General features: G+C 40.3%; 15 protein-coding genes and 1 riboswitch. Of the genes, 5 read left to right on the top strand and 10 right to left on the bottom strand.

The window, feature by feature from the left end; genetic code table 11:
* Positions 1-83: 83 nt before the first annotated feature.
* A riboswitch (SAM riboswitch) is annotated at positions 84-243 on the top strand.
* Positions 244-322: 79 nt separating this feature from the next.
* Both mtnK and mtnA read left to right on the top strand, forming a co-directional pair.
* Complete coding sequence (mtnK, locus tag NSQ34_RS06390) at positions 323-1516, top strand: S-methyl-5-thioribose kinase (protein ID WP_061109968.1); 1194 nt, start codon at positions 323-325, stop codon at positions 1514-1516.
* A 6-nt stretch (positions 1517-1522) separates the two neighbouring features.
* A complete protein-coding gene (gene mtnA / locus NSQ34_RS06385; protein WP_176967485.1) occupies positions 1523-2584 on the top strand; it encodes an S-methyl-5-thioribose-1-phosphate isomerase in 1062 nt (353 codons plus the stop codon).
* 24 nt (positions 2585-2608) lie between these two features.
* Here mtnA and NSQ34_RS06380 read toward each other — a convergent pair whose 3' ends face one another.
* The 3 genes from NSQ34_RS06380 to NSQ34_RS06370 form a co-directional block, all read right to left on the bottom strand.
* The gene (locus tag NSQ34_RS06380) at positions 2609-2746 is read right to left on the bottom strand and encodes a hypothetical protein (protein WP_162860203.1); all 138 of its coding nucleotides are present in this window, start codon (positions 2744-2746) and stop codon (positions 2609-2611) included.
* A gap of 89 nt (positions 2747-2835) precedes the next feature.
* On the bottom strand, positions 2836-3327 hold the full coding sequence (locus NSQ34_RS06375; RefSeq protein WP_065214290.1) for a methylated-DNA--[protein]-cysteine S-methyltransferase: 492 nt from the start codon (positions 3325-3327) through the stop codon (positions 2836-2838).
* Position 3328: 1 nt separating this feature from the next.
* Positions 3329-5539: a PAS domain-containing sensor histidine kinase gene (locus NSQ34_RS06370; protein WP_176967486.1), complete on the bottom strand. Its 2211-nt coding sequence runs from the start codon at positions 5537-5539 to the stop codon at positions 3329-3331.
* Positions 5540-5832: 293 nt separating this feature from the next.
* Here NSQ34_RS06370 and NSQ34_RS06365 point away from each other — a divergent pair, with 293 nt between their 5' ends.
* Complete coding sequence (locus NSQ34_RS06365) at positions 5833-6852, top strand: acyltransferase family protein (protein WP_041116436.1); 1020 nt, start codon at positions 5833-5835, stop codon at positions 6850-6852.
* Between the two features lie 222 nt (positions 6853-7074).
* On the opposite strand, the gene NSQ34_RS06360 is transcribed toward NSQ34_RS06365, so the two are convergent.
* The 5 genes from NSQ34_RS06360 to htpX form a co-directional block, all read right to left on the bottom strand.
* Positions 7075-7248, bottom strand: a complete 174-nt coding sequence (locus tag NSQ34_RS06360; RefSeq protein ID WP_170825835.1) for a hypothetical protein — start codon at positions 7246-7248, stop codon at positions 7075-7077.
* Complete coding sequence (locus NSQ34_RS06355) at positions 7241-7405, bottom strand: hypothetical protein (protein ID WP_087975542.1); 165 nt, start codon at positions 7403-7405, stop codon at positions 7241-7243. Before NSQ34_RS06355 ends, NSQ34_RS06360 begins: the two co-directional genes overlap by 8 nt.
* A gap of 6 nt (positions 7406-7411) precedes the next feature.
* Positions 7412-7930 carry a YetF domain-containing protein gene (locus NSQ34_RS06350; RefSeq protein ID WP_176967487.1) on the bottom strand — a complete coding sequence of 173 codons (519 nt, stop codon included), beginning with the start codon at positions 7928-7930 and terminating at the stop codon, positions 7412-7414.
* Between the two features lie 294 nt (positions 7931-8224).
* Positions 8225-9571, bottom strand: coding sequence for a TrkH family potassium uptake protein (locus NSQ34_RS06345; RefSeq protein WP_080652937.1), 1347 nt, complete (start codon positions 9569-9571; stop codon positions 8225-8227).
* Positions 9572-9715: 144 nt separating this feature from the next.
* Positions 9716-10615 carry a protease HtpX gene (gene htpX / locus NSQ34_RS06340; protein ID WP_024424664.1) on the bottom strand — a complete coding sequence of 300 codons (900 nt, stop codon included), beginning with the start codon at positions 10613-10615 and terminating at the stop codon, positions 9716-9718.
* A 278-nt stretch (positions 10616-10893) separates the two neighbouring features.
* Here htpX and NSQ34_RS06335 point away from each other — a divergent pair, with 278 nt between their 5' ends.
* Together NSQ34_RS06335 and NSQ34_RS06330 are read left to right on the top strand one after the other, a co-directional pair.
* Positions 10894-11610, top strand: a complete 717-nt coding sequence (locus tag NSQ34_RS06335) for a DUF1836 domain-containing protein (RefSeq protein ID WP_120207166.1) — start codon at positions 10894-10896, stop codon at positions 11608-11610.
* 123 nt (positions 11611-11733) lie between these two features.
* Positions 11734-11931 carry an alpha/beta-type small acid-soluble spore protein gene (locus NSQ34_RS06330; protein ID WP_034281522.1) on the top strand — a complete coding sequence of 66 codons (198 nt, stop codon included), beginning with the start codon at positions 11734-11736 and terminating at the stop codon, positions 11929-11931.
* A gap of 36 nt (positions 11932-11967) precedes the next feature.
* On the opposite strand, the gene NSQ34_RS06325 is transcribed toward NSQ34_RS06330, so the two are convergent.
* Positions 11968-13146 carry an anti-sigma factor domain-containing protein gene (locus NSQ34_RS06325; RefSeq protein WP_342501055.1) on the bottom strand — a complete coding sequence of 393 codons (1179 nt, stop codon included), beginning with the start codon at positions 13144-13146 and terminating at the stop codon, positions 11968-11970.
* On the bottom strand, positions 13143-13898 hold the full coding sequence (gene sigI, locus NSQ34_RS06320; protein WP_003210952.1) for an RNA polymerase sigma factor SigI: 756 nt from the start codon (positions 13896-13898) through the stop codon (positions 13143-13145). The genes NSQ34_RS06325 and sigI overlap by 4 nt, the downstream gene beginning before the upstream one ends.
* Positions 13899-14068: the final 170 nt, after the last annotated feature.

The raw sequence follows: 14068 nt of genomic DNA, 5'->3' as shown, positions 1-14068 counted from the left end.
AAAGATTGACATGTAAAGCGCAGCTCTGATAATATCTTGAATTAAGAAATGCAATCAGACACGAAACAATTACATATTGATTTCTCTTATCGAGAGTTGGGCGAGGGATTTGGCCTTTTGACCCCAACAGCAACCGACCGTTAATACCACTGTGAAGTGGGGCGCAGCAAATAAAGCGCCAAGACAATTGTCTTATAGGGCACGGTGCTAATTCCATCAGACGTATGTGCTGAGAGATAAGAGAGGCTTTGGGCATACACACCATCAAGCCTCTTTCTCTCAGGAGAAAGAGGCTTTTTTATATGATTTGGAGGGGAAGCAATTGGTTACACTTACGGCATCATATGAAGAACTAACAGAAAGCTCGGCAGTTGCACTCGCAATTAGACTTGGCTTGATCCAAGAAAGCAGTCATTTGACATGTACTGAAATCGGGGACGGGAATTTAAATTACGTCTTTCATATTTATGATCACAAACAAGAAAAAGGATTGATCATCAAGCAGGCGCTGCCTTATGCAAAGGTGGTAGGGGAGAGCTGGCCGCTTACATTAGACCGGGCAAGAATTGAAAGTGCCGCCCTGATCAAGCAGTCAGAATATGCGCCTCACCTCGTACCAGCAGTCTATTATTCAGATACAGCTCTTGCAGTGACAGCCATGGAGGATCTCTCCCACTTAGAAATCGTCAGAAAAGGGCTAATTGCCGGAAAACAATACCCGCATTTATCTGATCATGTTGGAGAATTTTTAGGAAAAACACTTTTTTACACATCTGACTTTGCTACAAATCCTAAAATCAAAAAACAATTTGTGAAGCAATTTACGAACCCTGACCTGTGTGATATTACAGAAAAACTCGTCTTCACAGACCCTTTCTTCGATAGTGAAACAAATGACTTCGAAGAAGAATTAAGAGAATCAGCAGAAGCGCTTTGGGCAGATCTTGAAGTGCAAGCTAGGGCAGCAGAATTAAAGCGTATCTTCCTGACATCAGCTGAAACATTGGTTCATGGAGATCTTCATACAGGCAGTATTTTTGCAAATGAAACTGAAACGAAAATCATTGATCCAGAATTCGCGTTTTACGGTCCCTTCGGATTCGATATCGGCCACTTTATCGCCAATCTGTTCCTGAATGCTTTATCTCGCGAGAATGAACACGAGCAGCAGCACCTTTTTAACCATGTCGTCAATGTATGGGCAACCTTCAAAGAAGTGTTCACAAAAGCTTGGAAAGAGGACAGCATTGAAGCGTTTAGTGTATCGGACAGCTTTTTAGAAACAACCTTTGACCGGATCTTACAAGAAGCGACAGGCTTTGCCGGCTGTGAGCTTGTCCGCCGAACAATTGGTCTTGCTCATGCCGCTGACCTTGATGCAATTCCATCACCAACTAGACGGATTCAACAGAAAAAAGCAGCACTGACACTTGGAAAAACATTTATCAAACAATATCATGCAGTGGAAACAGCGTCTGACCTCGTCGCATTATTCCAGCCATCTGTAAAGGAGTGACGGGTTTTGTCAAAAGAATTTGAAGTCCCCCGTTCTGTCGAATGGGAAGAAAACCGTATTAACATTTTAAATCAGCAAAAATTACCAACCGAAACCGTATTTGAGCATTTATATACGAAAGAAGATGTGTATGATGCGATTGTGTCATTAAAAGTACGCGGAGCGCCTGCGATTGGCATTACAGCAGCTTTTGGGCTGGCGCTTAGTGCACAAGCAATTGAAACAGAAGAATTGGATGTTTTTAAACAAGAAGTCATTCGAATCAAAGAATATTTAAACAGTGCTCGTCCAACCGCTGTGAACCTCGCCTGGGCATTAGACCGGCTGCTGCAGCGCATTCAGCGTGCAGCATCAGTGAATGCAGCCAAAACAGACCTTGTGCATGAAGCCATTCAAATTCAAATAGAAGATGAAGAAACATGCAGACAAATCGGTCAAAATGCACTTCAGCTCTTTAAATCAGGTGACCGTATCATGACCATTTGTAATGCAGGCTCCATCGCAACGAGCCGGTATGGAACAGCCCTTGCTCCCTTTTATTTAGCCAAAAAGAAAAATCTTGATCTTCACATTTATGCATGTGAAACACGCCCTGTTCTTCAAGGCGCTCGTCTGACAACATGGGAGCTCATGCAAGGCGGCGTGGATGTGACGCTCATTACAGATAACATGGCAGCCCATACGATGAGGGAAAAGCAAATTTCTGCTGTCATTGTTGGAGCTGACCGTATCGCCCGTAATGGAGATACAGCGAATAAGATTGGAACGTTAGGTCTTGCCGTTCTAGCCAAGCATTTTAACATTCCGTTTTTTGTAGCAGCACCGCTTTCAACCTTTGATGTATCCACCCGCGACGGGTCAGATATTCCAATTGAAGAGCGCGACCCGCTGGAAGTAAAGGAATTAAACGGCGTCCCCATTGCACCGCCTGATGTTCAGGTATTCAATCCCGCCTTTGATGTCACTCCTCATCATCTTATTTCAGGCATCATTACAGAAAAGGGAATTATCACATCGAACTATGCAGAAGAGATTGATGCTCTTTTCGCCGAAAGCATCTCTCAATGATCGCAAAAAAGCGCCGTGTTCTTGTCATTTAAGAGCACCGCGCTTTTTTGTTTCTTGATTCGTTTTTGTTAAGATTTCTTTTTTTTGTTCTTCTGTCAAAACGTTCATTTTGACACATAGTGACGTAACGGCATACATTTTGCCTTTTTTGCCCCAAAACATGCCAGCGCCCTCCTTTTTCCCTAAACCAACTTTTTTAGCTTAATAAAAGGATATGTCGCTTGACAAACATTTGGAACAGGTCAATCGATTTATTTTTGAACAAATGGGATGCCTTCTAATTCAAGCAGGACCGCTTTCATGTCTGTCTTCGATCCTGCATAGCCCGTCAGAGACCGGTCTTTTCCAATCACCCTGTGACACGGGATAAAAATAGGTAATGCATTTCGTCTGTTAGCTTGTCCGATGGCTCTTACAGCCTTTGGATTGCCAATCGCTTCTGCAATGTCTGCATAGCTTTTTGATTCACCATATGGTATGGCCGACAATGCTTCCCACACCTGCTCTTGGAACGGAGAACCTGTTTGCTTGAGCGGGAGATCGAATACTTGCCGCTCACCCTTGAAATATTCATCTAGCTGCTTTTTCGCTTCTTGTAAGACAGGCGTATCTGCTTGCTTTAGATTCGCTGCCTGCTTTTTTGCTAAAAACGGTTCATCATCAAACATCACCTCGATGATGGCACCGTCCTTTTCTAGTATGTATAATTCCCCGATGGGTGCGTGATAGACGGTATAATACACGTTACTGCTCTCCTTCTTGTTTCTGCTGCCTAAGTGGCAGCGTGAGATGGAAGACGGTTCCTACGCCTTCCTCACTTTCTACCTCAATGGTTCCTTGATGCTCTTCAATAATTTTATAACTAACCATTAAGCCAAGTCCAGTTCCTCTTTCTTTCGTTGTATAAAAAGGCTCGCCTAGACGCTTTAGCTTATCCTCTGCCATTCCGCAGCCTTCATCACGCAGTGAAATGACAATATGCTCCTCGCCCTTCCGCTGAATGCTCACATAGACATTTCCTTTGCGCGGCATGACTTCAATTGCATTTTTTAAAATGTTAATAAAGACCTGCTTTAATTGGTTTTGTTCACAATAAATGAGCGGAATCTCATCCAGCACATTGAGATGCATTTGAACATTGCCAAGATTCGCCTGTGCGTGCAGAAGATCCATCGTGTCTTTCACAATTTGCACCACATTTTTTTCTTCATATACAATGGCTTGCGGTTTCGCTAAAATCAAAAATTCGGTGATGATGGATTCAATCCTTTTCAGCTCTGATGTGATGACATTAAAATAGAGCGAATATTCCCCTTCTATATTTCCTTTTAACAGCTGAATGAAGCCTTTTAATGCTGTCATCGGGTTTCTAATTTCATGAGCAATTCCAGCGGCAAGCTCTCCGACCACATGAAGGGTATCTGATTTTCTCACCCGCTCTTCTAATTCCTTCCGCTCTGTCACATCTCTAAAGATCGCCAAATTCATATTATGGATAATGTTGCGTTTAAAAGAGAATTCCAGGATACGCTGATCTGGATGGTTCAGTACAAACGGAACCTCATTATCCATTTCATCTAATGACATCGCCTCGGCGGGCTGAGCCAAATTTTCTATTTGATAAGGGGCAAGGATGTGGAAAAGATTCATTTCTGTTATTTGATCGTCCTTCAATTGAAGCAGCTCGCTGGCAGATGGATTGACTTCAATGATTCGGTATTGATTATCAAAAAGAACAATGCCGTCCATTGAGCCATTAAAGACTTTACGGAATTTGAGCTCACTTTCGCGCAGCTCCTGCTCCATTCTTTTTCGATCACTTACATTACGTAAAATGGTTAAGTGCTGTCCTTCTAATACCGCATGCTTTGAAGTAAACTCAAGCTCTTTATACTGTCCATTAGCCATTTTGAACAACAGCTCTTCCCTTATTTCATCATTCCTGATATAGCGTCTTCTTGTTGGTCTATATCTCTTATCAGATTTGACGAGAAAGTCGGTGAGTTTTTTGCCAATCAGCGAGTGCATCGGTAATTCAAAAATTCGGCAGGCTGATTCATTGGCTTTCACAATCTCTCCATCGTCCGCCCATATGATGATGGCATCCATTGCATTTTCAAAAATTTCTCTAAAGCGTTCTTCACTTTTTAACAGCTTCTCTTCCATCAGTCTTTTTTCTGTAATATCCCGCATGATGGACATATAAAAACCACTCATCACATTTGATGTAATGGTGAGTTCAAATAATTTTTGCTGGCCAGATTGAAGGGTAACAGGAAGCTCCCCTTTTGCTTTCCCTGTTTCTTTAAGTGACGTTAAAAGATGCTGCAAGGCGGGAAGATTTTCTTCTTCGACAAATTCATGTAAATAGCGATCGGTTAAATCAGTCTTTTGCAGCTCAAAGCTCTGACAAAAAGAATGATTCGCATCAATCATGCAGCCATCCTGATCAAAAATGACCATCCCGTCAATGGCTCGGTCAAACAAATCTTTGAACAGCTGCTCATTCATGGAGCGTTCTCGTTCTAATATTTTCTTTGAAGAAATATCTCGCATGACCACAATATATTGCTGACTCATGGTATCGTGCTCTGCGACAAATTCAATGTATTTTGTCTCACCATTTTCCAGCTGAATGGAGATCTCTCTTTTTAACGTACCTTTTCGAAAAAATAGATCGAGTGAGCATTCAATTTTATCTTTCGGGATGCCGTATAGGAAATCTAGAACGGATTTATTGAGGAGGTCTTCTTTCGGTGTCTGGACAAGCCTGCATGTTGCTTCGTTGGCTTGGATGATGTTGAGGTGCTGATCAAATATAAAAATGGCATCTAGCGTCTTATTTAATAGCATTTTTTGTTGCATTAACTCAGTTCGCAAATATTCGTTCTCTTTTTCTAATTTTCTGATATCTCCCGCAGGGGTTAACCTATTGCCATCGAGCGTTTCAGTCATTCTCTTACACTCCTTTTCCAGCCTCATTCCTCTACAATATTTCTACAATATTTTCATTGTTCCTTCATTCGACTCATAAAAAAAGATAACTTTTTACACGAAGACTGTCTCATTTATTTCATTTGGATGACAGGATTGTACAACGGTTCACTTTTCTTACGCTTCTTTTACAACCATTCTACAATTTCACATCAAATAGCGAATTGAGCGAAAATGTATTTTAGAATGAGGCAAATAAGGGAACAGTGCACTTAGAACATTTATGTTTGAAATCGAGCAGGAAAGGTGATGTTATGGCATCTTCACGAGATAGTTATTTTGATAATGCGAAATTCCTTCTGATTTTTCTAGTTGTTTTTGGTCATTTGTTACGATCATTCATTCATGATAATGACTGGATGCTCTATTTATACAAGTTTATTTATACCTTTCACATGCCCGCCTTTATTTTAGTTTCTGGCTTTTTTGCAAAAGGGTTTAGAAAACCGGGCTTTATGAAAAAAGTCGCCGTTAAGCTGATCATCCCATATTTAATCTTTCAGGTGATCTATTCGGTTTACTATTATCTCTTGCAGGATCAAAGCATGGCCAATTTAAATCCAATTGATCCACAATGGTCCTTATGGTTTTTAATTAGTTTATTCTTTTGGAATTTGCTGCTCATTCCTTTTTCAAAACTGCCGTTTCACTGGGCGATGATCGTCAGTTTATCGATTGCTTTACTCGTCGGTTATGTGGACAGCATCAGCGATACACTCAGCTTATCACGTACGTTTGTCTTTTTGCCTATGTTTTTAGCTGGATTCTATTTAAAAAAGCAGCATTTTGAATTCATCCGTACAAGCAAAGGAAAGCTGGCAGCACTTTTTGTATTAATGGCTGTGTTCCTGTTTTGCTACTTCTATGAATTTGATTATTCCTTCTTATTTGGCTCAAAGTCGTATGCTTCTCTTGGGGATGAAGGAATGATTGCGGCGATGAAACGAATGGCATGGTATTTGCTTGCATTTGGCGCTACTTTCAGCTTCTTTGCATTAGTTCCAACACGCCGTTTCTTCTTTACAAAATGGGGAACAAGAACGTTATATGTTTATTTATTACACGGCTTTGTGATCAAGCTGCTAAGAACCACTTGGTTTGATGACTGGGCGCTAAATGCAGCAAGTGTACTCATTTTATTGCTGCTGACCATTCTGTTAACCTTTACCCTGTCTAGCACCTTTGTCAAAACCGTTGCACAGCCAGTGATCGAGCTCAAAATGACCAATCTCATGCGAACGATCACCGGCAGGCAAGGGAGTTATATCAAATAAAAAACGATCCTTCATGGATCGTTTCAGATTGTTGACAAAGGGCTAAAATGATCTTTATTTTAGCCCTTCGTCTTCCTTTCAGCGTGATAGAAAACCTTTGCAGTCTAGGAAGGGCGAGTACCGGAGCGGAGCGAATTTGACATTCGTGAGCACCGGAGCGCAGAACTGCGGGCGAATGCGAGGGTTTGTCTACACGCTGAAAACGATCCTTCATGGATCGTTCTATTTCTTATTCTGCTGACATGCATCATCTTTCTTTGGCTTTACCAACGTATCAATCCATTTGCTGCTGTTAATATCTCCAAGCTCACTGCCAAATTCCTCTTCTAAAATATCTGGGTCCATTGGCTTTTTATGGTCCTTCATCTCTTTGCTCTTCATATGCTTCTTAGTCACGAGATGCTCCCCCTTGTTTCCCTTTATGAGAATTTCGGTTTGCCTGACGATCTCTTGATTGTTCGTCAAATTGAGTTTGTCCTTGATCATGTGCCATGCTTTCTGTCGGCGTCATATTATTTGTTAATGCTTCATTTTTCGCTGCTTTTCTTTTCATCTGCATTCAGTCCTTTTTTGACAGGTTTAGTTCTTCTCTTAATTGGTCAAGGAGTTCCTTCATTTGCTTGACCGTCACTGGCTTTTCCTCAGGTTTTAACTCATAGCCAATTTGCCCATTGGCTTCTAGCGTGGCTTTTTTGAGACAGCTGATGTCAGTGATGCCTTGCTGCTTTAAACGCATTTTAAATTCGTCCCTTGTGAGCCTTGTTTTCTTCAGCTTATGATCAATCATTTGGCCATCCTGTAAAATCACGACCGATTTGCCTGAAAGCAATTTTTCAAAAAAATCCGATTGAATCGACAGCTTCTCCATAATGACAAGTGCCACAATAAAGATGGTAGCTGCATAAATGGTTTCAAGTAAATTATGCTCAATAAAGGGTTGGATAATAATCGATCCGATTGAAATCATGATGACTGTTTGTTGTACAGTTAATTGACTAATCGATTTAGGCCCTGCTATTCTCAGCAGCAAGGTACCAACTAGCAGCATGACAATTGCTTTCCATAACACATCCAGCACGTCTCGTTCACCTCTTACCTATAGATTGCGAACATCCCATGTGATTTAGCCAGTTAGATAATGGAAATAAAAAAACAGCATTCGAATTGAATGCTGTAAGATGTTGACAAAGGGCCAAAATGAAGATCATTTTGGCCCTTTGTTTTCATTTCAGCGTGATAGAAAACCTTTGAAGTCTAGGAAGGACGAGCACCGGAACGGAGCGAATTTGACATTCGTGAGTACCGGAGCGCAGAACTGCGGGCGAATGCGAGGGTTTGTTTACACGCTGACAGCATTCAAATTGAATGCTGTTTAGCCAATAATGACGCGCTCTTTCGGATAATGATAATTTGCTTCGCTTTCTCTTCGGCCTATTAAATATAAAAAGCTTGGAATACCGATCCGGCCAATAAACATGACAACCATGATGATACATTTACCAAACACAGTGAGATCTGAGGTGATCCCAAGCGACAGCCCCGTTGTTCCGAAAGCAGAGCAGACTTCAAATAAATTTTCAAGAAGTGTATTATGCTCTGTTAAGGATAACAGGAACGTAGCACCAAAGACCAAAATAAAGGCCATCATGGTTACCATAAGAGATTTATTAATATCCGCTTGATGAAGCTCTCTCTTGAAGATTTTGATGGATTTATTTCCCCTAGCAAAATGAAACAAGGCAAGTAAATTAAGAGCAAACGTAGTTGTCCGAATGCCGCCCCCCACAGAGCTTGGGGAAGCCCCGATAAACATGAGCATACATAAAAATAAAAGCGTCGGTTCCGTCAGCTGCGTAATATCTAACGTTGTCAGCCCCCCGCTTCTTGTTGCAGTTGATTGAAACAAAGAATAGAACAAGATTTCGTGCCAGCTTTTCCCTACAAAGCTAAACCCGGCTTCAAGTGCATATATTCCAATCGCTCCAACAACGACAAGGCCGCCGAACGTGAGCGTGGTGATTTTTGTAAACAATGAGAACGATGCGTGCTTACGGTCCTGATTGAACAAATAATCCTTTACTTCCACAAGCACAGGAAAGCCAATCGCTCCAAAAATGATCAGCAGCATCGTAATAAACTGGACGAAATAATCATCTTTGTAAGGGATAAGAGAACTCCCTGTAATATCGAAGCCACCATTGGTTGTCGCACTAATACTTGAGAAGAAGCCATGCAAGAAAGCGCTTTGCACATCGTAATACTTGAGAAAATACATGCTTAAAATCAGCCCGCCGACAAACTCAATCAGCAAAATTAAATATAAGACCTGCTTCATTAGTTTCACAATTCCAGATAAATTGCTTTGGTTTTGATCTGCCATGATCAGCTTTCTTTCTTTAATTCCAATTCTTTTTCGCATGACAAGCCATACGAAGGTACCGAGCGTCATAATGCCGATGCCTCCAATTTGCAGAACAAACGCAAGGATCCACATCCCTGCCACACTAAATGTTTGTGAGGTGTCGACAACAGTCAGTCCTGTAACACTTACCGCACTCACCGCTGTAAACAAGGCATCAATGAATGTCCATTTGACTCCCTCTTGATGAGCCACTGGCAGGCTGAGAAGAATAAACGACACGGTCACAGCAAGAAAATAATAAAGGGCAATCAACTGAAAAGCTGACAGCCGGTCAATTAGCTTTTTTATAGGATTCATTGTCATTCCTTCTTTTATCTATCTTTTCGAATACCTTTATCATTTTAATGAAAAGAGACATGATTTTAAAGCTATTTTATGCTTTATTTTCTTTTTCATCAAAAAGAAAAAGACATCCTGTTAAAGAATGTCTTTTCGTCTTTCTTATTTTGCTTCTAGTCTTCTGATTCTTTCGTTCAAATCAGGGTGTGTTGAGAAAAGAGAAGCTTTTCGTTTACCGCTGATTTTCAGCGTAGCGACTGCTGTTTGATCATCATCTTTGATTCTTGACGTGTACGCCTCAAGTGAACGAAGCGCATGAATCATTTTATCTTTACCTGCAAGGTCGGCTCCGCCGCGGTCTGCATGGAATTCACGGTGTCTAGAATATGCAAACACGACAAGGCTTCCTAGGATAGAGAAAATGATTTGGAAGACAATCACAGCGATAAAGTGAACAATCGGCACAAGCTCTTCACGTGAAACAAAACGGCTTGCGATCCATGCCGCAATTCTTGAAAGGAACACAACGAACGTGTTGACGATTCCTTGAAGCAGCGTCATCGTCACCATGTCACCATTCGCAACGTGAGCGACTTCGTGGGCGATGACACCTTCAACTGCTGCATCATCCATTTCATGAAGCAATCCTGTTGATACTGCAACAAGTGATCTCCTCTTAGAAGGACCTGTTGCAAATGCATTGACTTCAGATGATTGATAAATACCAACCTCAGGCATTTTAGAAAGGCCTGCTGCTCTTGAAAGTCTGTGCACGCGGTCAACAAGCTGCTGCTCATCATATGTTAATGAATCCTTTTCTGGATTTAACACACGTACACCCATCATCATTTTTGCCATCCAGCGAGACATTGCAAGTGACATAAACGAGCCAACAAAACCAACAACTGCACTGAATACAAGAAGATAAAGGATATTAAGTCTTCCGTCTGCTCCTATATAAGAACCAACACCAGTTGCTGCACTAATAACCGACAGTACAATACCAATCGTAGTGATAACAAGAATGTTCGTTAATATAAACAGAAATATTCTCTTACCCATACATAACCTCCGCTGTCATATTAAGTTCAAATGAACTTATTAATAAAATTATAAAAATAAACGTCTCAAATTGCAAGGAAAAAGGAATCACTTTCTCTGTTTATCATAACGGCTAAAGCCCCATCACATCAATATTTACGACATTTGCCCCAGCAGAAAAGTGAACAAATTGTGACGCACAGGTTTGAATTTGAGTTTATTTTGCATTTTCATCAAAAAGAGACTATGATGTTGAATTAGATCAATAATCACGTTTTGACGTACAAATGAGGTGGAACATGGTTACTTTTAAATTAACGAGAATTGACATGACAAGACTTCTGTATTCTCTAAAAGGAGAGGGAGATCTGACTCCGCTTCAGCTTTTGAAACTATCTGTAAAAAATGGCAAGGATCATGACTATGATGAATTAAAGATCCCGTCTTTTTTTGAGAAGCTTGAACGGCGGAAGCAAAAATCAGAGCATGGTCTTTCTACAAATGAAATTGTTGAGCTTGGCAACTTGTGTGAGCTGACTTCTCTTAAATCGACGGCGATCCAAAATTGGATCAAACGTGATATTAAAGATATGATTGGCCATCCAGAGCTTGGCAAAAAGTACTCTATTGATCAGGTCGTTATTTTATTAATTGTCAGGGATTTAAAATCAGTTTTTGACTTCGATACCATACGTATGATCTTATCTGCCTTATTTAACACCATCACAGATCGAACAGATGATATTATTAGTCCAATCCGTTTTTATGAAGCATATGCGTACGTCCTTGATTTTATTTATCACCATACACAATTTCCATTAAAGGAAACAAATTTACGAGAAATAACCGAGGAGCAGACAGACAAGCTTCATGACGAGTTTACAGAATTGACGAAGAGCCAATGGAATTTGATTAAAGGGATTATCAGTTCTACCGTCTTCTCTGTATTTACTTCTCATTTGCAAAGTACAGCTCAAGAAATGATGTATAATACGCTGCAGCTGAATAAGGGATAAATAAGAACCGAGGTGACCTTCATCATCTCGGTTTTTTGTACAGCAATTGCCAGCATAATTGTACGGCTTTTTTTTCAAAATAAGAAGGCGCAACAAACATGAGGTGAAAGGAGGAATACGAACATGGCAAATCGAAATCAACTTCTTGTTCCTGGAGTAGAACAAGCTTTAGATCAATTTAAATACGAGATCGCTCAAGAATTTGGCGTCACTCTCGGTTCAGATACAGTTTCACGTGCAAACGGTTCTGTTGGCGGTGAAATCACAAAAAGACTCGTTCAACAGGCTCAATCACAAATGGGTAATCAATCTAAATCATGACATGGTGAAATACGCCGGAGCTATTCTGGCGTTTTTTTATTGTTGATATGTGTGCTCATGCCGGTTCTCGCGATAAGGAAACGGTGCACCTTTCCCTTTTTGCTTTGCATGTTCTCTTTTTTGTTCAGCGGATGGATGGTTCTGATCCCTGCCGTTTTGTTTTGCGTGTTTTTCTGCATCACCACGTGATGTACCGTTCCAGTGTCTTCTTTCATCAGGATCAGTTGAGTGATTTTTTTTTTGCTCTTTATCGAAAGAATGATCCTTTTCTTCCTTTATGTTGCTGTCTTTGCTTTCATTATCAGGTTTTTGAGGCTTTTGAACAGATCCTTGCTCTTCCCTCTCTGCCTCCTTCTGCTCTTTGTGCTCAGCTTCAGGAGCCTCTTGATCTGGCTGCATCTCTTCGCTATCGTCTGTCTTTACGTCTTCTTGATTGTCTTTATCTGCTTGTTCTTCTTCATGTTTCTTAGGATCTTCTTCCTTCACAGCATCGTTCTCTGCTGCGTCTTCATCCTTTTTGATGTCTTCATGTTCTTTATTTTGCATTTCTTGATTTCTAATATATGTTCCTGTTGAAATGCCTGCCTTTTGAGCTTTTTCTCTTGTTTCCAGGTCACTTTCCACAGTTTCCAGCTTATAATTGCGTTTTTGATATTCACCAGAAATGGTGTTAATTTTGCTTTTTACGTTTGTTTTATATGTATTGTCCTGCTTGTTTTCATAAACGGTTGAAATATAAATACTTTTAGAATTGTTCACATATCCTTTTTTGTCACAGTCATCTATAATTTCCTGCACGACTTTGGTCATGTCGTTTTTTTCTAAATCCTTCATACTCGCCAGTACTTGCTTTGCATCTTTATTCAGCGGTGTGACACCGATCACTTGATAATTGTGATCAAGCTTCAGCTCAAAGCTTGGATTAATGTCAATTGTCATATACGCATATGCTTTTTGACTTGAGAAAGATGACATCATAGTAAAAATTACGACAATAATCGCTGCTATTGATAGGATTCCTGCATTTAACGGAAGTAAACGAAGCAGGTCAAAAAAACCGGCTCTTTTTCTTTCGAGACGTGATTCATTCGGAAATGTCACTTCTTGGCCGATTTCATAGTTTTGCTCTTCATATTTTGTCCGCAGAAATTGTCCATCAGGGGTCAGCAGCGTGACATATTTTTTGTTTTTCTCTACTATAATGCCTCTTCTCATGAATTAAGCACCCCTTTAAGGTAATCTTTCAAATACACATAGTCACCTGTCATAATGATCGCCATCGCAATGATATATTTTCTATTTCTCTCAATCGTTTTGCGGCTGACTTCCACTAGCTTTTCCAGCTGTTTGACAGGCAATTGTTTTTTCTGAAATAAAATGGTTCTCAGCTCATCATGTTCAACGAGTGTATGGGCTACTTTAATGGCATTTTGCCTGGCATCTGCATGCTTTGGTGAATGCTCAAGCAGCTCTTGAAACGTGAGACCGTAAACTTTCAATCGTTCTTTAAAATGTTCAATCTCTTCTCTTCTATGTTCTTGTTCAATTAAACGCCTATATTCATTTGCAGAGAGCTCTGCTTCAATCATGCTTTGAGAGTATTCGCCATTCTCACTTTCTTGCAGGTCCATTTGAACCGTTGGCGCATTTCTTGCTTCTTTTCGAATATAGTCAATCACTTTTCTTTTAATAATTAATTCTGCGAAAGCAAGCAGTGAGTTTCCTTTTTCGGCAGAGTATTTTTCTATCGCTTCATTAAAGGCTATTAAGCCTATGCTGAATTCATCATCTTTTTCATCTATATATCGTTTACAAACGGATGAAACCGTCTTAGCGACAAATGGTTTGTATTGCTCTATTAATGCATTTTGCAGTTCGATATCACCTTGTTGAATACTGATAGCCGACTGCTCTAATGTTTGCTTTTTCTTTCCTTTTTTAAACAAAAGGCTAAGCAATGGTTTCACCTCAGTTCTCCCTATATTACTCATTTATGATAGCTAATTTATGAGGGAAGCGCAAAGGAAGAAATGAGGAATTCATTTCCTGTTACTCAATTATGACATGTATGTCACCATCTACTTTACAATGTTTCGTCTAAAAGCAAAGAAATAAGGGGGTATCTCCCCCTTATTTG

The organism is Bacillus sp. FSL P2-0069, from assembly GCF_038593315.1.
Classification (GTDB): domain Bacteria; phylum Bacillota; class Bacilli; order Bacillales; family Bacillaceae; genus Bacillus; species Bacillus safensis.
Note: the sequence above shows the minus strand (reverse complement) of the source record. Positions and strands in the feature narration are given on the sequence as shown.

Coding starts and splice junctions, on each gene's coding strand:
- NSQ34_RS06345 (WP_080652937.1), bottom strand. CDS start 9,571: ATGAATCCTATAAAAAAGCTAATTGACCGGCTGTCAGCTTTTCAGTTG.
- NSQ34_RS06380 (WP_162860203.1), bottom strand. CDS start 2,746: ATGTTTTGGGGCAAAAAAGGCAAAATGTATGCCGTTACGTCACTATGT.
- NSQ34_RS06335 (WP_120207166.1), top strand. CDS start 10,894: ATGGTTACTTTTAAATTAACGAGAATTGACATGACAAGACTTCTGTAT.
- NSQ34_RS06330 (WP_034281522.1), top strand. CDS start 11,734: ATGGCAAATCGAAATCAACTTCTTGTTCCTGGAGTAGAACAAGCTTTA.
- NSQ34_RS06355 (WP_087975542.1), bottom strand. CDS start 7,405: ATGAAAAGAAAAGCAGCGAAAAATGAAGCATTAACAAATAATATGACG.
- htpX (WP_024424664.1), bottom strand. CDS start 10,615: ATGGGTAAGAGAATATTTCTGTTTATATTAACGAACATTCTTGTTATC.
- NSQ34_RS06365 (WP_041116436.1), top strand. CDS start 5,833: ATGGCATCTTCACGAGATAGTTATTTTGATAATGCGAAATTCCTTCTG.
- NSQ34_RS06325 (WP_342501055.1), bottom strand. CDS start 13,146: ATGAGAAGAGGCATTATAGTAGAGAAAAACAAAAAATATGTCACGCTG.
- NSQ34_RS06370 (WP_176967486.1), bottom strand. CDS start 5,539: ATGACTGAAACGCTCGATGGCAATAGGTTAACCCCTGCGGGAGATATC.